At 37.6% G+C, this 19,718-nt stretch carries 19 protein-coding genes; 2 read left to right on the top strand and 17 right to left on the bottom strand.

The features are described 5' to 3' along the window. Position 1: 1 nt before the first annotated feature. The 6 genes from AC3WSO_RS02025 to AC3WSO_RS02000 form a co-directional block, all read right to left on the bottom strand. Positions 2-1,870, bottom strand: coding sequence for an FtsX-like permease family protein (locus AC3WSO_RS02025; protein WP_492528289.1), 1,869 nt, complete (start codon positions 1,868-1,870; stop codon positions 2-4). After that, positions 1,857-2,624, bottom strand: coding sequence for an ABC transporter ATP-binding protein (locus AC3WSO_RS02020; RefSeq protein ID WP_323650654.1), 768 nt, complete (start codon positions 2,622-2,624; stop codon positions 1,857-1,859). The genes AC3WSO_RS02025 and AC3WSO_RS02020 overlap by 14 nt, the downstream gene beginning before the upstream one ends. 249 nt (positions 2,625-2,873) lie before the next feature. Continuing rightward, complete coding sequence (locus tag AC3WSO_RS02015; protein ID WP_492528286.1) at positions 2,874-3,347, bottom strand: glutathione peroxidase; 474 nt, start codon at positions 3,345-3,347, stop codon at positions 2,874-2,876. Between the two features lie 18 nt (positions 3,348-3,365). Further along, a complete protein-coding gene (locus tag AC3WSO_RS02010; RefSeq protein WP_492528284.1) occupies positions 3,366-4,700 on the bottom strand; it encodes an FAD-dependent oxidoreductase in 1,335 nt (444 codons plus the stop codon). 12 nt (positions 4,701-4,712) lie between these two features. Continuing rightward, positions 4,713-5,858 carry a VanZ family protein gene (locus AC3WSO_RS02005; protein WP_492528282.1) on the bottom strand — a complete coding sequence of 382 codons (1,146 nt, stop codon included), beginning with the start codon at positions 5,856-5,858 and terminating at the stop codon, positions 4,713-4,715. 467 nt (positions 5,859-6,325) lie between these two features. Continuing rightward, positions 6,326-6,613: a DUF6509 family protein gene (locus AC3WSO_RS02000; RefSeq protein ID WP_492528280.1), complete on the bottom strand. Its 288-nt coding sequence runs from the start codon at positions 6,611-6,613 to the stop codon at positions 6,326-6,328. Between the two features lie 156 nt (positions 6,614-6,769). Here AC3WSO_RS02000 and AC3WSO_RS01995 point away from each other — a divergent pair, with 156 nt between their 5' ends. Next, entirely contained in the window at positions 6,770-7,954 is a 1,185-nt protein-coding gene (locus AC3WSO_RS01995) for an alanyl-tRNA editing protein (protein WP_492528278.1), read from the top strand. Positions 7,955-8,451: 497 nt separating this feature from the next. Here the strand turns inward: AC3WSO_RS01995 and AC3WSO_RS01990 are convergent, their stop codons facing one another. The 11 genes from AC3WSO_RS01990 to AC3WSO_RS01940 form a co-directional block, all read right to left on the bottom strand. Beyond that, positions 8,452-9,267 carry a metallophosphoesterase gene (locus tag AC3WSO_RS01990; RefSeq protein ID WP_349661480.1) on the bottom strand — a complete coding sequence of 272 codons (816 nt, stop codon included), beginning with the start codon at positions 9,265-9,267 and terminating at the stop codon, positions 8,452-8,454. A gap of 366 nt (positions 9,268-9,633) precedes the next feature. Further along, a complete protein-coding gene (locus tag AC3WSO_RS01985; RefSeq protein ID WP_492528276.1) occupies positions 9,634-10,356 on the bottom strand; it encodes an amino acid ABC transporter ATP-binding protein in 723 nt (240 codons plus the stop codon). After that, the gene (locus AC3WSO_RS01980) at positions 10,349-11,008 is read right to left on the bottom strand and encodes an amino acid ABC transporter permease (RefSeq protein WP_492528274.1); all 660 of its coding nucleotides are present in this window, start codon (positions 11,006-11,008) and stop codon (positions 10,349-10,351) included. Before AC3WSO_RS01980 ends, AC3WSO_RS01985 begins: the two co-directional genes overlap by 8 nt. Before the next feature lie 84 nt (positions 11,009-11,092). Next, positions 11,093-11,890 (bottom strand): transporter substrate-binding domain-containing protein, encoded by a 798-nt coding sequence (locus AC3WSO_RS01975; protein ID WP_492528272.1) that lies wholly within the window; start codon positions 11,888-11,890, stop codon positions 11,093-11,095. A 474-nt stretch (positions 11,891-12,364) separates the two neighbouring features. Beyond that, positions 12,365-12,724, bottom strand: a complete 360-nt coding sequence (locus AC3WSO_RS01970) for a Na+/H+ antiporter subunit G (protein WP_492528270.1) — start codon at positions 12,722-12,724, stop codon at positions 12,365-12,367. After that, positions 12,702-12,986, bottom strand: coding sequence for a Na(+)/H(+) antiporter subunit F1 (locus AC3WSO_RS01965; RefSeq protein ID WP_079562764.1), 285 nt, complete (start codon positions 12,984-12,986; stop codon positions 12,702-12,704). The genes AC3WSO_RS01970 and AC3WSO_RS01965 overlap by 23 nt, the downstream gene beginning before the upstream one ends. Next, a complete protein-coding gene (locus AC3WSO_RS01960) occupies positions 12,986-13,468 on the bottom strand; it encodes a Na+/H+ antiporter subunit E (protein WP_492528268.1) in 483 nt (160 codons plus the stop codon). Before AC3WSO_RS01960 ends, AC3WSO_RS01965 begins: the two co-directional genes overlap by 1 nt. After that, positions 13,468-14,973: a Na+/H+ antiporter subunit D gene (locus tag AC3WSO_RS01955; protein ID WP_492528266.1), complete on the bottom strand. Its 1,506-nt coding sequence runs from the start codon at positions 14,971-14,973 to the stop codon at positions 13,468-13,470. The genes AC3WSO_RS01960 and AC3WSO_RS01955 overlap by 1 nt, the downstream gene beginning before the upstream one ends. Beyond that, positions 14,966-15,304 carry a Na(+)/H(+) antiporter subunit C gene (locus AC3WSO_RS01950; RefSeq protein ID WP_079562761.1) on the bottom strand — a complete coding sequence of 113 codons (339 nt, stop codon included), beginning with the start codon at positions 15,302-15,304 and terminating at the stop codon, positions 14,966-14,968. Before AC3WSO_RS01950 ends, AC3WSO_RS01955 begins: the two co-directional genes overlap by 8 nt. 3 nt (positions 15,305-15,307) lie before the next feature. Continuing rightward, the gene (locus AC3WSO_RS01945) at positions 15,308-15,730 is read right to left on the bottom strand and encodes a Na(+)/H(+) antiporter subunit B (protein ID WP_492528264.1); all 423 of its coding nucleotides are present in this window, start codon (positions 15,728-15,730) and stop codon (positions 15,308-15,310) included. Continuing rightward, on the bottom strand, positions 15,717-18,131 hold the full coding sequence (locus AC3WSO_RS01940) for a Na+/H+ antiporter subunit A (protein WP_492528262.1): 2,415 nt from the start codon (positions 18,129-18,131) through the stop codon (positions 15,717-15,719). Before AC3WSO_RS01940 ends, AC3WSO_RS01945 begins: the two co-directional genes overlap by 14 nt. Before the next feature lie 822 nt (positions 18,132-18,953). Between AC3WSO_RS01940 and AC3WSO_RS01935 the strand changes: the two genes are divergently transcribed. After that, on the top strand, positions 18,954-19,643 hold the full coding sequence (locus AC3WSO_RS01935) for a histidine kinase (protein WP_492528260.1): 690 nt from the start codon (positions 18,954-18,956) through the stop codon (positions 19,641-19,643). Positions 19,644-19,718 lie beyond the last annotated feature (75 nt).

Below are 19,718 nucleotides of genomic sequence, written 5' to 3'. Positions count from 1 at the left end.
ATTAATTCCCCTGTCTAACAATTTTATAGAATGAACGAACTGTAAAGATATAATATATGCCGTAAATTGCAGAATAAGCAATCATCCACAGTATTACTGGTTTTGTTATATCCATACCAAATAGCTGTGAAAAGGCTATCAGCGCAAATGCACTATGTGCGATACCAACAACGAGTGGTGCACTAAAGATAACGGCAACCTGCCCTGCAACTGTTTTTAATATCTGTTTTTTATTAACACCGATTTTATTTAAAATCGCATATTTAGACTGATCTTCCTCAGCCTCTGTTAAAACTTTGAAGTAAATAATACTTCCTGTCGCTGCTAAAAATACTAATCCTAAAAAGCTCCCTACAAACAATAGTGATCCTACAGTAGCTAAACTATCCTCATAACTTTGCGGAACACTTGAGAATCCTTCCTGCTGTTCAGTAGCTAGTTGATTGGAAATCTCCTTTGAAATATCCTGTTGCTTCAAGTCATTATCCATACCAACTACTTGCATTTTAACATTTTCTGCATTTGTTGCAGCGAACACTTTATCATTAACAACAAGTACTGTACCAGCTGGTATAAAGTTTAACACACTCTCCTTAAACATTTTATCAACATGGAATGATTCCCCGTTCTCCAATTTAAACTCTTCGCCCGTAAAATCATGAGAGAAACGTTCATCGAAAGTTGCATCAAGTAATACCGTTGAACCATCTGCAATGTGCAGCTCTTCCTCTTTTCCCTGCAATTTTGCCAAACGATTATAGTCAGATTCCTTTAATAATGTATATTCAAAAAATGAATATTCATTATCGACACGTAAATTTTTTACAGAAAGCGCTTCGTTGTACAAGACGTCTTCTTGTGAAAATTTTACTGCCTCACCCTTCCACATAAATGTGTTAGGCAACATATGACGTACAGTTGCTTCCGCATTGTAATACATACCGAAAACGCCGCCACCTGCTGTAATTGTTGTCGCACTTAAAATAGCGATGATCGAAAGAGATTTAGCATTTGCTCGAATACGGTACAATAATTGTGATACACCGATTAAATTCAAGCCCTTCCATGACCAAGAAGTTGCTTTTTTCAGCGCTGTTAATACAAATACACTAACACTATGGAATAATAAATATGTCCCTGCAATTGTCACACCTATAACCATTAGTGGAGTACCTAGTACTGTGAAAAATCGCCAAATCTTGCTCGTAAACATATCTTCAGACGCTGTGTAATAACCAAATGCAATTAGCGCTGTCCCAAGAATAGCTGCTAATAATGATGCACGTGGTATTTTCTCTCCTTGCTTCTCTGCATGGAACAAGTCAATTAGTTTAAATTGATAAATAACACGATAGCCCTGTAAAGATGTGAATAAAAATAGTAGCGCAAAAATGCCTGTTGTATTTACTAGAGCCTCTGAGGAAAAAGTTAAACTCCCTACAACCTCATAGCCCATTAAACGAACTAAAATCATTAATAGCCCTTGTGACATAAAGAACCCAAGAATAATTCCTAGTACTAGAGAGACAAGCCCAATTACTAAATTCTCGAAAAAGAGCATTAAGCCAATTTTCTGCTTACGCACACCTAGTAAAGAGTAAAGTGCTACTTCCTTTTTTCGTCTCTTCATAAAGAACGAATTGGAATACGCCATAAAGATAATGATAAAGAATAATAGCACAACGGATGATGCACTCATCAATCCTTTAATTTGCTGCGATGATTGTTTTAATGCTGAAAGATCATCATTATATTTCAATGTCACAAACGTAAAGTAGATGACGATACTAAAGACCATTGAGGCGATATATAAAAAGTAGTTCGACAAATTACGCTGAACATTTTTACGCGCTAAACTAAATAACGTCATTTACTCCACCTCCGATGCCAGCAAGCACCTGTAAAATCTCTTGGAAGAACTGCTTTCTTGTTTGAGTACCACGATGAATTTCCTTAGAAAGCTGTCCATCCTGAATAAATAGAATGCGTTGGCAGAAGCTTGCTGCGAATGCATCATGCGTAACCATCATAATAGTGGATGCTTGAGAATTATTCAGATCACTTAAACTTTCAAGTAAGTCTGTTGCTGATTTTGAATCAAGAGCACCCGTTGGCTCATCCGCAAAGATTAGTTTCGGCTCTGTAACTAACGCACGTGATGATGCTGTACGTTGCTTTTGCCCACCTGAAATCTGATATGGGTATTTATCAAGTAACTCTTTTATCCCAAACAGTGTAGCTATGCGTTCTACCCTTGCGTTAATTGCCTTTGTTGGCACTTTTGCAATCGCAAGAGGCAGTACGATATTTTCACGAACTGTTAAAGAATCGAGTAAGTTATAGTCTTGGAAGATAAAGCCTAGATTGTCGCGACGAAAATCTGCTAACTCTGCATCCTTCATGCGTGCTAAGTTTGTATCACCAATAATAATTTCACCAGTCGTTGGCGTATCAATTGTGGCTAACACATTTAAGAGCGTCGATTTCCCAGCCCCTGAAGGCCCCATTACACCAACAAACTCTCCTTTTTCTACTTCAAATGATATATTCGATAGCGCTGTAAATGTATTTGCGCCTTTGCCGTAAGTCTTTTCTACATTTTGTACCTTTAATAATGGCGTCATAAACGCTCACCTCTTCTTTCTGACTTTAGTATACGCCCTCAAACTTACAACAAATTTGTCCCAAGCTTACAACAACCTTAAATCAACCTATCCACATGACATACGTTTTAACAAAATGTCGTCCAACTTTTTAATTTTATCTACTAACTTTTACATTTTATCCCCCAACTTTTAATTTTTATCGACACCCACCTGCCTAAGAGCAAAAAAGGATTCACACACAAAACTGTGCGTGAATCCTCAACTTTATTATGCTAAAACTTCTTTAATATCGTCCTCAAAGCTACTTGGCTTATCGGCTGATCCATAGCGTCCAACAACTTCACCATTTCGATTCACAAGGAATTTTGTAAAATTCCATTTTATACTGTTGCCGAGAATGCCTTTTGAATGCGATGTCAGATGCTCAAAAATAGAGTGTGCATCCTTACCATTGACCTTCACGATTTCATGCATAGGGAACGTCACGCCATATGTTAAACGGCATTGTGACGCCGCTTCCTCAGCAGTCGCTACCTCTTGTTTAAACTGATTGGATGGGAAGCCAAGAACCACAAGACCTTCATCCTGATATTTTTTATATAGACCTTCTAGTTCTTCAAACTGCGGTGTAAAACCACATTTGGAAGCCGTATTAACAATTAGCATTGCCTTGCCCTTATAACGATCTAAGCTATATTCAGTACCATCTTCTAAAGCAACCTGAATGTCGTAAATGCTCATTTCTAATAACCTCCTTCGTTATAAACGCGCATTTATTCTAGCCACCTGCTGTAATGGGTCCCAAACACCATTAAATGGAGGCGCGTAGGCTAAATCTAAATCTAGTAAATCGGGTAACGTCATTTTATTGTATAAGGCTGTCGCAAACACATCGATACGTTTATCAACGCCTGCCGGACCAACAATTTGTGTACCTAAAAGCTGTTGATCTCGTTTACGAACAACAATTTTTATAAACATCCTTTGGGCACCTGGATAATATCCCGCAATATGGCGCGCAGACAATTTAAATGCCTCATATTCAAAACCTAGCTCTTTAGCATTGCGCTCATTAATACCTGTCGTAGCAATCGTTAAATTGAAAAACTTTAAGATCGACGTACCTACAATCCCACGAAACGGAGCAAACTTGCCTGACATATTGAGTCCTGCTAAACGACCTTGCTTATTAGCTGTCGTTCCAAGAGGTATATAATCTAGGCGTTCTTTCACAATATTAAAATGCGTTGCACAATCTCCCGCAGCATAAATATTTTCAACAGATGTCTCTAAATGTCGATTGACGATAACCGCACCATTTTTCTCTAGTGCTATACCTGTACCTTCTAAAAATTGAGTATTTGGTTTAATCCCCGCAGCCATAATGACTAAATCCGTATCAAATGCACCATTGTCTGTTATAACACGCTCGACACGGTGATTCCCCTCAAATGCCTCTACTTTTGTATTTAGCACAAGTTCGATATCATTCTTTTTCGCTTCTTCATGAACATGTTGTGCAAGCTCTTCATCTAGAATTCTTGCAACATAGTTACCTCGTTGAATCAATCTTACTTTTTTGCCGCAAGCATGGATCGTCTCAGCCATCTCTAACCCAATATAGCCTGCGCCTATAATTGTTACATTTTCTATATCCGGCGTTAAATCGGCTAGTAACTCATCTAGCTGAGGTATTGTTTTCACCGTGTGTATACCCGCTAAATCTGAACCTTTCTTCACCGGCATAATAGGATCAGCGCCTGTTGCAATAAGTAGCTTATCATAAGGAATTTCAAATGATTCACCCGATGACTGTGTTCCAAAAACAAGTTTCTTGTCTACATCAATTCCGTTAACCTCATGACCAACACGAGCATCGATACCGTACTTATCACGAAATGTTTCTACATCTCTTGCTATAAGACGCTTTGTCGATGAAATACGCCCATCTACAACATAGGGCAAGCCACACTGCCCATATGAATAAATAAATCCACGTTCTACAGATATAATCTCTGCCCCAGGTACATTTCGATATATTTCCATTGCTGCTGACATTCCGGCAGCATCTCCTCCGATGATTACGTATTTCATCCAACAATCCCCCTATTTTTTTCTCGTTGCTAGTAAGCCTGCATAATAGTCCATATAAAAACGGCGTCTACCTCCACTTACAATGACACGAATTACATGAATAGTAATAACCATCATTAGAACAAAGTTCGCTAAAAAGGCTAACAATGTAATGACAATTTGTAGTACATAAAATGGTGAATCCATATCTAATTTTATGTTCCCTATAACTGTTATAATCTCCGAAGTGCAGACTATCACAAGAATAGCAACGCAACGACGCAACGATTGACTGACAATACTTTTGCCGTTTTCACTGACCATTGTAAATCGCATAAACTTCATCCCTAATGTTGCACCGTTTGTAATGCTTGGAACAACACCAAAGAGCAACATATATAAAGCAATTTTCACTAAAAACTCAAACATGCCACTATATCCTGTTACAGCACTAATGATGAACAAAATGATTTGTGCGATAAATAAATCTATTGCTAGTGCCAACAAAATCGATAATGGTTTAACAATATCTTTCTCGACCATTTCAGCTGCTTTAGCCGTCACCTTTTCATGAGAAGGAAACAGCGCCCACACAACAGGGGCTAAGAAGAACCCTAATAGCGCACCAACACTGTTAAGTATTAAATCATCCACATCAAAAATTCGATACGCACAATTAAAGATGCCATAAATTCCTGTATATTGGGTTACCTCATAAAACAATGTTAGCAAAAAGCTAAATAGAAATGCACGCTTCCAGTACTTTCTTTTTTTAAGGAAATAACGCAAGTACACGCCAAAAGGCATGAGCAGCAAGAAATTAAAAAATGCCTGAAAAAAAGCAGGCTGCTTTGGTATATAAATCCATGTTGATGGATTCGTCAAAACAATCCCACTATCCTTTAAAATGTCCGTAACAAATTGAAAAGGATGTAAATTATAATGGACTGTATCTGGGGCCTGCAAAGAGCAAGTATCACGTGTTTCTGGGAAAGGCAATAACACTAAGCATAATGCCGATAAAAAGTAAAAAATAAATGAGAACGTAATAATAGTTTTGGATACAGATAAGTAGCCATATTTCCGATACGTATAAATTAACCAAGGTACAAATAGCATAAAGGATGAGAAAATTGTTATTAATAAAGCTACCATTATAGAATTTGTATAAACTGACATAGAACACCTCTTCGTTTAAAAATCGGCTATTCACCATAACGTGTGGTTGATTTCCGTTCCGGCTGGGCGCTTTGATGTTGGTCACAAGGCGTTATCACAGGATGTGATGGTTTTAGCCTTCGTTTCTCTATATCGCTAATCCCCAAGGAGTCACCCAGTCGTAACGAAGATCAACTTATAAATAGCATACGCTTTTAAAAAATCATCCCTAACTTTTGATGATAAACTTAAAAATTCCCGTTTTATTTAAATCTTAAACTTAGTTTACCCTATAAACACAACACTAATATTTCACCAATCTTAAATAATTCTTAATTAGGGATGTAAATTTAAAATTCCGCTTAAACACCCATGAGACAAACAAGAGTACCCCAATGTAACTCGTGCCTGTCCACAGAAAGCAAAGCGGAACTTTATCGAATAAGAAAACTATTTATTTTTGTTGGAAATGCTTTTACGCAGACCTACTACGCTTTTGCGATTTCCTCTTTGCAGAATGTTAAAATCTCTTCTAGCTCTTCATCCTCTAATGCAAAATCTAAATACTCACCTTCTGCTTTTTCCATGATGAAGTAATTTAAAACAAATGCCTCTTCACCTTTTTCAGCGATTAGCACGCGAATTTCAATCCCCGCTTCATGATAAAGCTCATCTTCTTCATCAATATCTACATCTAAAATAAATTCATAACGCTTGCCTTCAATAATGTTTGTTGGATCTAAAATTTCTTCCATTGAGAATTGTGTAATTTCCATTGTACGATCTCCTTTAAGTTAACCTGTTCTTATATATATTAAATCAAATTCAGCATGGGTCAAATAGAAAACTCGTATACACTTGAAAATAATTATGCCACAATGAAAATAAATTAATTGAGAGACGTGATTCTCTTACATAAAGGAGGCTTTTTCTTGAAAGAGCTACTATATTATCAAGATGTTATGTTACGTGAATTTAATGCAACAATTGTTAATAAAGGGACCGATGCAGATGGCCGTAACTACGTGGTGCTATCAAATACTGCATTTTATCCAACGGGAGGCGGACAACCTCATGACACTGGGACTTTAAACGATATCGAGGTTATCGAGGTCGAGAAAATCAATGATGAAATTCGCCATTATATTCAAGGCGACTCTTCTAGCTTAGTTGGAGAAGTGCATGGACAATTGAATTGGCAACGACGATTTGATCATATGCAGCAGCATGCAGGTCAACATATTTTAACAGCGTCCTTTGTTGAGCTTTTTGATGCACAAACCGTTAGCTTCCATTTAGGTAGTGAGCAAGTAACAATTGATATTGACGTAGATGTCCTAACGGAAGAACAGCTTGTGGCTGCTGAAGCCCGTGCCAATGAAATTATTTTAGAAAACCGCCCAATTGAAACGACATGGATTACAGAAAAAGAATTAGAGAACTACAGCCTACGTAAAGATGTTGCCGTTACAGGAGATATTCGACTTGTTATTATTCCAGACTTTGATTACAACGGTTGTGGCGGTACACATCCAACATCAACAGGACAAGTAAGCGCAATAAAAATCCTTGGCACAGAAAAAATGAAGGGCAATATTCGTGTCTCCTTTGTATGTGGTCATCGAGTTTTAGCAGAGCTAGCCATGCGAAAGAAAGTTCTAGCTGACGTTGCACGACAATTAAGTGTACCTGAAGTCGAAGCAGCTACAGCACTTACAAAAATCTTAACCACACAGAAAAGTACAGAAAAGGCACTTGTGGCGGCAAAAGAAGAGCTACTAAATTACGAAGCAAAAGCGCTAGTTTCTAGTAAAGAACGCCTTATTACTGCCGTTTTTACTCAACGTACTATGCAAGAGCTGCAAAAATTAGCTCGAACTGTTGTCATTGAGCAAGTAGAAGCTATCGTATTACTTGTTTCAGAAAATGAAGACAAGCTTCAGTTTGTCGCAGCACGTGGTGCAAAAGTTGAAAAGAGTATGAAGGACATTGCTGGAAAAGTACTGCCACTCATTAATGGAAAAGGCGGCGGCAGTGATCAGATGGTGCAAGGCGGCGGCGAGCGTATCATCTCTTCCGAGCAACTATTTGAAGCTATGCAAGAAGTACTAAACTAACCATTTCGATTACAACAAAGGAGCTGTTCCATTACCGGGATGGCTCCTTTATTCATTTATGCACACACCGATAATTATCCACAGATAATTGCTCAGCTAAGTTAATCAATCCTTCAATAAATTATTCTATCCACACATTATCCACAAACAGCACACGAATTATCCACAAACTACCTCGATTATATCTAATCGATTCACCAGTTAGTTTAATAACAATTTTTCATCTAAAAACAGAATAGTTTCTAGTACCACTAGGACTACTCTTTGAATTACTAATCGTAGCCCTCTTCTTATCACCTATAGGTATCCTAACAGCTGAATCCATAAAAAATACGAAGCTAAATATATCGGTATGGACATTGGCTCTGCTTTGATTACACCACCCGATTTTTAGTCAGCTACTCGTATTCTCCAATGATTATTTTATATGAAATAAGTATCTTGTTGCATGAATAGAGCGTAAACAAAAAAAGCACTGCGTTTCAAAGACGCAGTGCTTATTTTTTCTTTAATTCCATTACAAGAATTTCTGGTGGATTAAAAATTCGAATAGGTACTGTACTATTACCTAATCCTCGACTAACGGCCATAGTTGTTGTTCCTTCTTCAAAAACACCTGCCGTATACTTCGGAAGTATTCCCTGTCCTCGTGCGAAAAGACCACCAATACCAGGAATTCGAACTTGTCCACCATGTGCATGTCCTGCAAATACTAAATCAATTCCAAAGTCCACATACGTATTAAACACTTCTGGTCGATGCGCTAGTAAAATCGTTAATATATTCGGTGGAACATTTTTTGTTGCTATCTCTAGCATTTCTTTCGTTGTTCTACCCGATAACGGATCTTCGATGCCAACAATCGCCAAGCGCTCCCCGTCGCGCTCAATGACGGTCGATTCATTGGACAATACATGTACACCCAACGATGATAGCTCATCATAAATTACATTCACTTTATTCGTCGCTACTTCATGGTTTCCTAGTACATAATAGACATCCGCTAATTTAACTAATCCCCTAACAGCCTGCAAGCTTCGCTCCAAATTATAACGATTACTATCAACTAAATCACCTGTAATAAAAATCAGGTCAGGATTTGTTGCCTTCACCTTTGCTATGAGTTTCTCTTGATGTTCACCAAAGAGAGCATCCTGTAAATCTGTTATTTGCGTAATGCGTAGTCCATCAAAGCCGGCGGGCGCTTTTTCTGACTCGAATTCATACTTGCTTACAACCAGCCAATGATTGTTTACGTACAAAAAAATGACTATAAAAACAACAAAAAAAGCTACATATAATAATTTTTTCAATCGCAATCGCTCACTTTGTGGCTACTTTTTCATCAGATCCATTTCACCTTGGCGTAATTGTTGCTGTCGCTCCCACTGAAAAGGAACACATCCGCATTCATCTCACCACCTTCAGAGGAGGTGGGAGTTTCTACTGAATAAAGATAAAAATCTGACCCTCCTATTATAAGCATAAAACAAAGTAATTGTAAGCACATACACATAAAATCATTAGATTGAACAAAAAGAGTAACTTAAAATAAAAATCTGACTAGCTAGTTTTTCTACAGGGAGACCTCCATGTATGGATACATCAATAAATGAACTTAAGTAAACAAAAAACGCATTTAGATACTCCACTAAGGAGGTCTAAATGCGTTTACTCGTTTATAATACTTTTTCTAAGAAATCTTTCGCACGCTGTGTAGACGGTGATGAGAAAAACTGTTCTGGTGTTGCGTCCTCAATTAACTTTCCGCCATCAAGGAATAGTATACGGTCAGCCACTTCACGTGCAAAGCCCATCTCATGCGTTACGATTAACATCGTCATACCCGTATCAGCAAGATTTTTCATAACGGCTAATACCTCTTTTACCATTTCAGGGTCAAGAGCTGAAGTAGGCTCGTCAAATAAAATTACTTTTGGATCCATTGCTAGTGCTCGAGCAATAGCAACACGTTGCTTCTGTCCTCCTGATAGACGGCTCGGATATTCATTACGCTTTTCAAATAGTCCTACTTTCGTTAATAAATCTTCAGCCTTTTTGATAGCCGCTGTCTTATCCATTCCTTTCACATTAATCGGTGCGTATGTTAAATTTTCAAGTACCGTTTTATGAGGAAAAAGATGAAAATGCTGAAATACCATACCGACCTCTTCACGGATTTTCATAATGTTTGTCCCTTTATCCGTTAGAACGTCACCAGCAATTGTAATCTTTCCGCTCGTTGGCTCTTCTAATAAATTTAAGCAGCGCAGGAATGTTGATTTACCAGACCCTGATGGACCAATAATAGCAATTACTTCTTTTTCTTTAACTTCTGTTGAAATACCCTTTAGTACTTCGTTTTGTCCATATGATTTGTGTAAATCTTCAATTTTAATCACTTCTTCTCATTCCTTTCTCAATTCGTCTACCAAGGAACGTTAATACAAGCGTCATAATGTAGTAGATTACACCCGCAAATAGTAATGGCTCAAGATAGCGATATGTTGAACCACCTACAATGTAAGCACGGCGCATAATATCAAGTGCACTAATAACCGTCACGACAGCCGTTTCTTTATTTAGTGTAATAAACTCATTCACTAAAGATGGTAAAATATTTTTCACTGCTTGTGGGATAATAATATCTTTCATCATTTTCGCATATGGAATACCTAGCGCCTGTGCCGCTTCCATCTGTCCTTTATCAACCGCATTAATACCCGCGCGAATGATTTCTGAAATATAAGCACCTGAGTTTAACCCGAATGCAATAATAGCCGTTGGAACTGGCTCAATTTGAATATCTAATAATTGTGGCACTGCATAATAGATAATCATTAATTGTAGTACGAGCGGTGTACCACGAAAAATTGATGTATAAAAATCTGCAAACCAACGTAAAACACTCACTTTACCAATTTTGCATAACGCTAGTAATATACCAACTACAAAACCAATGATTGATGCACCGATTGCAATTTGAAGTGTAACACCTATCCCTTTTAATATATAAGGAATAGAGGGAATGATAGCTGTAAAATCTAAATTCACAGTGCCCCCTCCTTTCTTGTTCTTTTTTCAGGAAATGAAAGATATAAGCGATAGCTCGAGATAGAGCTATCGCAGTAAACTTACTTATTTAACTTTTAACCATTTTTCTTCTAGCTCTTGAATTTTACCTTCAGCAGCTAATTCTTTTAATGCTTTGTTAATTTTATCTTTAAGATCGCTACCTTTTGGAACAGCGATTGCTTTAAAGTCTTCAGGTTGCTCTTTAACAGGGAACGCTTCTAGTTTATCGTTCGTATCAAGATAGCCTTTCGCTACACCACTTTCTACAATCCCAGCATCTAAACGTTTTGACATCATGTCTTGAACTATTTCAGGAATTCGAGTACGACCTTCAACAGTGGCATCTACTTCTTTAGCAATTTTATTGCCCAAAGTTTCTTGGATAGAAGCGTTTTGAACACCAATTTTTTTACCAGCTAAATCAGCCTCTTTTTTAATACCGCTATCCTTTTTCACGATAAACACTTGCTCTGTTTGATTATATTTTTCAGAGAAATCTACAACTTTTTCACGTTCTTCATTAGGTGACATACCAGAGATAACAATATCAATTTTTCCGGCTTGTAGAGCTGGCACTAAACTATTAAAGTCGATATCTTGAACTTCTATTTCTGCACCAATCTTTTCACCAACTAATTTAATTAAATCAATATCAAAACCAATAATATCATCACCTTTTGCAGCATCGACATACTCAAATGGTGCATAATCAGATGAAGTACCTACTTTTAATACTTGCTTTTGTTCTGCGCCTTCGTTAGCATTTGAATCTTTTTCGCTTGCCTTATCATCTTTTGCGCCACATGCCGCTAGAACAGCAATTACTAGCACGAGCATAAGCATAAAAAATTTGTTCTTCATAGTCAACAATCTCCTTTTATTTATGTTTTATTATCTATAAAACTCTTGTTCTTGAAAATAAGCGAATGGATATTTATACATCGAACAGAATAAATATCTATCTGCTAATAAGATATACTCTTTCGAAGTAATAATCAAGCTAATCTGAATATTTCCCGATAAAATATTATATACATAATTTTCGGAAAAATCAATCCATTTAGATTTACCACCTACCAAATCAGTTCCTCAACATAACGTAGGAGTGATTTCCGTTCCGGCTGGACGCTTCACTTGTACTCCAAACAACTATATATGTCGTACGTTTTAACAAAAAAAGACCCCGAAAATGGGGGCCTCAGATTATTAACTAACGCTACTCATGCGAGATAAGCTTGAAATAAGAACCAAGCCCAAGAAAAGCGTCCACTCGAAGTGGAAATCAACCATTATTGCTTGATTCACATTTATGCCTTTGGAGGTTTGCCACTTATTTTATTTTTCATCTGCAAATAGCTTTTCCTTCAGCTCATCCTCTCCGGACCCTTCTGCTAAAGGTACGTGAGATCGATACGCAGCACGACATATTAAATGCCCAGCTACAGGAGCTGTTACAAAAACGAAGCCAATTCCTAATATTAAACGTACACTAACATATCCATCATGAACCCAAAAGTAAATAAATGCGCCTAATAGACATGTTAAGACGGACAATGTCGAACTTTTCGTTGCAGCATGTGAACGCGTGTATACGTCTGGTAAACGAATCATCCCAAATGCACTAATAACACTTACAATGGAGCCAATCAATATAAGTATAACTGCCGCCCATTCAATCATTTGATTTACGTTCAACAATCACACCTCTTTCAATATATTTCGTAAATGCAATCGTGCCGATAAAAGCTAAAATCCCTAATATTAATATCGCCTCTAAATACGCCTTTGTTTTCAAAATAATAGAGACGATAGCGATTGCTGATAGTAGATTAACACCTATTGTATCAAGTGCAATAGCACGGTCAGGCAACGAAGGGCCTCGAATCACACGAAATAGCGACAACGCAATCGATACACTGAATAATGCAAGAGCCAAAAGTAAAATTTTATCAATCATTAACGTGTCACCTCCATGATCGCTTGTTCAAATTTTCCTATTGAACGAATGACCGCTTCTTTGGATTGTTCAATATCCATTGCATGAATATAAAACATATCTCCCTCTTCAGAAACTTCCATAACGACTGAACCTGGAGTCAGCGTGAGCAACAATGCAAGAGCTGTTATTTCCCAATCTCCTTTTAGCGCTGTTTTATACGTAAATATTCCAGGAGTTATAGTGAGCTTCGGCGTCGTAATTTGTCTTAATACGCTGTAACTCGATAATAGTAGCTCCCAATTAAAGAGCCATAATAATTTAATGATTGAAAACACACGTCGTAAATAAAATTGTGTGCCGTAAAAGCGGTGCATCGCATATAAAATCCCTATTCCGACGATAAAGCCCATTAGAAATGTCGAAAACTGTGGTACCACTTCATCCTGTAACAAGAGCCAAAGTGTTGCGATAAATAAATTCAGGATAAATTGCATCGCCATTATTCATTCACCTCACCTTGCCATGTTGTGCCATCTAGCACTGCATCAATATAGATTGATGGCGTATAGAGTGTCTCTGCCGCATCTGTTACATACGGAGCCATCCATTCAGCTCCAACTCCTAATGCAATCGTACAAGCTGCCAACAATGTTAATGGTAAAACAATACGCTTTGGTAACGGCTTTTCATCCTCTAGACTAATAATCGTTTCCCCAAAGAATGAGGAAAGAAATATTCGTAATAGTGAATACAAAACAATTAAACTAGATAAAAATCCTAGCCCTAGTAGAACAAAATTTCCGCCCTCAATAGCTCCTTGTCCTATTAAAACCTTCCCTAAAAAGCCACTCAATGGTGGTATCCCAGCAAGGGAACACATGACAATAAAGAATAACCAGCCAAAAAGAGGGTAATTTCGAATAAGCCCACTCATTTTATCAATAACCGTTTCGCCAGTAACATACATCATCATGCCAACTGCTAAAAACAGCATGGCCTTAGCTACCATATCGTGCATCAAATAATATGTTACGCCCTGTAAGGCAGACTCGGTTCCGATCGCTAGACCAGCTACTATAAAGCCAACACCAATAAGGACATTATACGAGGCAATTGTTCTTACATCTCGTCCTGCTAGTGCTCCCATACATCCAGCAATAATCGTCAGTCCTGCCATAATTCCTAGTATCATATGAGTCACTTCAGTATTATTCGGGAAAAGTAATGTAAAAGTGCGGACGAGCGAATAAATGCCAACCTTTGTTAATAATGCTGCAAAAAGTGCGGCTATAGCTGTTGGAGGTGCACTGTATGAGCCTGGAAGCCAGAAGAATAATAATAAGCCAGCCTTCAAACTAAAGACAATTAAGAAAATAAGAGCCACAGTCGTGATCAGTGGGTCAGCTCCTAGCTCCATCACGCGAACTGAAATATGTGCCATATTCAACGTTCCAACAGTTCCATATAAAAAAGCTAATGCCACTAGGAAAATCCAAGATGCAACAATATTAATAAGGACATATTTTAATGCCTCTCGCAGCTGAACTTTCTCGCCGCCTAAACTAATAAGTGCATAAGAAGCAAGTAACATCACCTCAAAGCACACAAACAAGTTAAAAATATCCCCTGTTAGAAATGAGCCATTCACACCCGCCACCATAAGTAGGACAAACGGGTAAAAATACATCTTTTCAAAGCTCTTACCGATTGTAAAAAAGGCATATAACAGACAAATAGCTGCGACAATACTCGCTACTAGTACAAGAAGCATTGCGAACGAATCAGCAACAAATAAAATGCCGAATGGCGGTGCCCAGCCACTAAAATCAATTCGCATTACACCTTGTTTTTGAATCTCTAGCAATAAAATGACACTAATAAAGGCAACAAAGCTTAATGTCACCAAACTAATGATGCGCTGCAAAAATACATTGTCACGTAAAAACACAAGTAAAATGGCCGTAATAACCGGCACAATTAATGGTAAAACAATCATATTACTCATCCGGCGTACCTCTCAATTCATCAAAATTCGCCGAACCGTTCGTTTTATAAGCTCGGTAACCCAGAACAAGTACAAACGCCGTCACCGCAAAGCTAATCACGATTGCAGTTAATATTAATGCTTGCGGCAAAGCATCTGTGTAAGGACCTTCTGATTCCTCTAAAAGTGGTACATTCCCCTTCTTCAGTCCACCCATCGTTAAAATCAGTAAATGTGCCGCATGCGATAATACCGCCGTTCCTAAAATCACACGTAATAACTGTTTCGAGAGGATTAAGTACGTCGCAACAGCTACTAATACACCAACTAACACTAGTATTAAAGACTCCATTGGCTACTCATCCTCACTTATACTTAAAATAATCGTGACTACAACACCAACTACTGTTAAAGCCACGCCAGCCTCGAAAATGGTTACCGTCGAAAAGCCCATCTTCCCGAATATCGGTACATTTATATAGCTATATGTCTGCGTTAAAAACGGAACATCAAAAAATAGTGAGCCAATTGCTGTGCCCGTCGCAAGTAATACGCCAAGCGCAGCAACTTTTTTAAAATCAAAAGGCATCCCTTTATGCACTGTTTCAATGTCATACGCTAAATATAGTAGAACAATACCGGAGGCTAGCACGAGACCGCCTATAAAACCTCCACCTGGAGCATGATGCCCTGCAAAGAACAAATAAATTCCAAGAGTTAAAATTATGAATACGACTGTCTTTGTGACAGTACGTAAAATGACGTCATTGATTTTCATGATCCGTTTCCTCCTTTCGTGGCTTTAGCTTCGTTAATGTATACACTCCTAAGCCAGCAATCAGAAGAACGACAACTTCTAGCATCGTATCAAATGCACGAAAATCGCCTAATATAGTGTTGACGATATTTGAACCACCCGCCAACTTGTAAGAATCATTAAAGTAAGTAGCTACTGGCTCAAAGCGATCGAAATGGACAACCGCTAAGCCTACTAATGTAACTGTGGCGCCAACGAAAATGGATATAATGACCTTAGACCATTGCATTTTTTTGCGGGAGGATTCAGGCATTAAATCAGGTAAATATTTAAAGCATAGAAGGAATAAAGCCGTTGTCACAGATTCAACGACTAATTGCGTTAATGCTAAATCAGGCGCACGGAAAATCACAAAGAAAAATGCGATTGAATAGCCAAGTACGCCATTTAATAACATGGCTGTTACGCGTCCCTTAGCAAAAATTATCCATACGGCAGCAAACATCATGACAAACACTAAAATGAGCTCATAGGACTCAATTGCGGAATCCTTCGCAAAATTAAATGCAATCGCATCCGACCATATAAAATATCCTGCGATAAGGGCAACAAAGAATACATATATATAGACAAAATAATGCGTTAAATTACCTGTCATATAACGGTTCGTAAGCTTTGCAGAACTATTTTCACCAAACTCAATTAAACGATTGTAATACATATTAAACGTATATCTTTGTGGGAATATCCGATATAAAGGCTTCCAGCTTTTTAACGTTTTAAATAAAATCATACCTAGAATAATGACACCAACAGTCATTAACAATTCAGCATTAATGCCATGCCAAGCATGAATATGTGGTGTTAATTCACTAGTCGATGGGAATGCTGGATAAATACTTGCCATAGCAGGCTCTAAAATATAATGCCCTAGCACATTTGGGAAGAAGAAAATCCCAACTACAAAGACGCACAAAATGATTGGCGAAAGTAGCATACCTAACGGAGCCTCATGCGGTTTTTTATCCAACTTATCAAGCTGTAGTTTTCCGAAAAACGTTCGACTAATTAAAATCATACAGTAAATAAATGTAAAGATACTCGCTACCCATGCCACTATTGGAAATAAGAGTCCCAAATCAGAAATTGAAAATGCCTCTACATTGCGAATAGTTAATACCGCGGCGAAAAACATTTCTTTACTTAAGAAACCGTTAAATGGGGGTAAGCCGGCCATAGAAAATCCACCAATAACTGCAATGGTGAATGTTATAGGCATTAAAGCCATTAACCCTCCAAGACGACGAATATCACGTGTGCCCACCTCATGATCAACAATACCGACCATCATGAAAAGGGCACCTTTAAATGTGGAGTGATTAATAAGATGAAACAACGCTGCAAAGCTTGCCTGCGTGTAAAGAACAGTATCTGCAGCATAGCCGTAATAATGCGCTACTGATCCTAGTCCAAATAAACTCATAATCAAACCGAGCTGACTAACTGTTGAAAAGGCCAGTAACGCCTTTAAATCTGTTTGCCGCACAGCATTAAATGAACCCCAGAACAACGTTACAAGACCAATCACACTGACTAGCCAGAACCAAACAGCCTCTCCTCCAAACACTGGAGAAAAACGTGCAACTAAATAAATCCCGGCCTTTACCATTGTTGCCGAGTGTAAGTAAGCACTGACAGGAGTTGGCGCCTCCATCGCATCAGGAAGCCAAATATGGAAAGGAAACTGTGCAGATTTTGTAAATGCACCGATTAGAATAAGGATTAACGCTGGAATAAACAGTGTATGATCTCGTATAACCTCTACGTCGGCTACAATTTCACGAATACTAAATGTACTCGATGCTACGTACAGCATCAAAAAGCCTGCAAGCATTGAAAGGCCACCAAAAACGGTAATAGTCATCGCTTTTCTTGCACCAGCACGAGATGCTTTTCGATGATGCCAAAATGCAATTAACAGGAATGATGACACACTTGTTAGCTCCCAAAATGTGTATAATACCATTAGATTATCTGAAAAGACGACGCCAAGCATTGCACCCATGAATAGTAATAAATAGCAGTAAAAATGGTGAAGAGATTCTTTCGTTGAAAAATAAAATATAGAATATAAAATGACTAAACTACCTACACCCGTAATCAGCAAGCCAAAAATTATACTGAGTCCGTCGAGGTAAGTTGTGAAATTTATATTAAAAGAGGGAATCCACTCATATGTATGAATAAACGTTTTACCCTCGGCAATTTGAGGAATATAGCGCGCGAGTAAAAGAAATAAGATGAATGGAACGGATAAAACAAACCAGCCAAGATGTGCAACACGCCTTAGTCGCCTGTAAAGTAGTGGAATAAGCGCAGCACAGACAAATGGTAAAAGTATCGCAATGAGAACTGTAACCAAGTGAAAACCTCCTACTATCAATTTCGTTCAGCAACTGTTTACTATAGTGCGAAAAACTGTGATAACCGATAATAAAGTATTCCCAAATCTACTGAAGTTACTACAGTTTATACTTTATTTCGAACACAAAAATTCTATAGCAATTGCTGGAGACTCTAACTTTATTCAGCAAACGTATACACTGAAAAAAAGTTAAGCCTTTTTGCAACCCATCAGGAAGATATTAGATCTATAAAGCTAATTAACATATCAGAAATTTTCTTGAAATTTGATTTTTACGTAATAAATTTGAATTGGAAAGTAAGCGGTATGTGTTGTAATAATAGACATTCTAAATTAAACAAATCTAGTTCATTCAACATATACTTTACGCAGAGAAAAGCTTTTGATGGTAGCACTGCATAAAACTTGGGGAACTTTTTAGCTATTTAGCTTCATATCTTGAGAAGCCAAAACAACCAATATCGCCTTAATCCTATAGAGAATGGCATGATTTTTAAACGAGATAATATGTACACACACAATGGCGTACCAAGTCACTTGACTATCTATTTAACTAACTGCATAATAGTGTGGCATATAGAGGCAATTGGTTTAAATGCACGAAATGCATAAATCAAATAACTGTAAAGTATAAAGATAACCCAGTTTTCTCAAGGTTTTCCCGATATATTGTCATTAACTTTTATACGTTTTTTAGTATACAATATAAATGAGCATAATGCACTGTATCAGCATCAATTTTAGCTGTTTTAAGATATTTTTTTCAAAATCGACAGTAGAATTAACAAAATAACAACATGATAAGAGGTGTTAATTTTTATGAAGCATGTAAAAGGGCGTTTAGACGAAAGTATATTAGTTTGTGTTTACTATGGGCTTAACGGCGAGCGATTAATACGACGCGGCCATAAAATGGCTACAATGCTAGATTGTCCACTCTATATCCTTTCAGTCGATTCGCAACCCCTTGATGCATTTGACGCAGAGAAGTCTAGCTACATTGAGCAATGGAAAAAGTTATCTGATGAGCTTGAAATTGAAGAGTTCATATTACAAGATAATGAAAAGCGTCCAATACAAAAGGTTATTGCAGAAGTGGCAAAAAATTACGGAATTTCTCAAATCATCGTAGGCCAAAGCGCACAAAGCCGCTGGGAAGAGATTACAAAAGGTTCCTTCCTAAATGTTTTATTAAAAGAGGTTCCTTTCGTTGATTTTCACATCGTGGCTGTCCAACGTCCATCTGACGATGATGATGCAAATGATACATATGAGAAAGGTGTACGTGCTTATTTAATTCAAGAACAGGAAGACTTTAAAGTAGCATTTACATGTCCTAAATATGTATCCATTGAAGGTATATTCTTCAAAGAGATTGGTACTGACTTTGATAATGGTATTTTTAAATTCACTTACAATGATAAAATGCATGAAGTTCACATATCAGAGGGCTATATACTAGATAAGGGAAAACTCCCATCTGAATTTTTATCACCATTACGTCAATAATAAAAACGCGTTTCTCTAATAATAAGGGAACGCGTTTTTTGCTTATCGATAAAATAATGAATACCTTTCACTTTG

This window comes from Lysinibacillus sp. EB106-09-02-XG168 (assembly GCF_058791475.1).
Note: the sequence above shows the minus strand (reverse complement) of the source record. Positions and strands in the feature narration are given on the sequence as shown.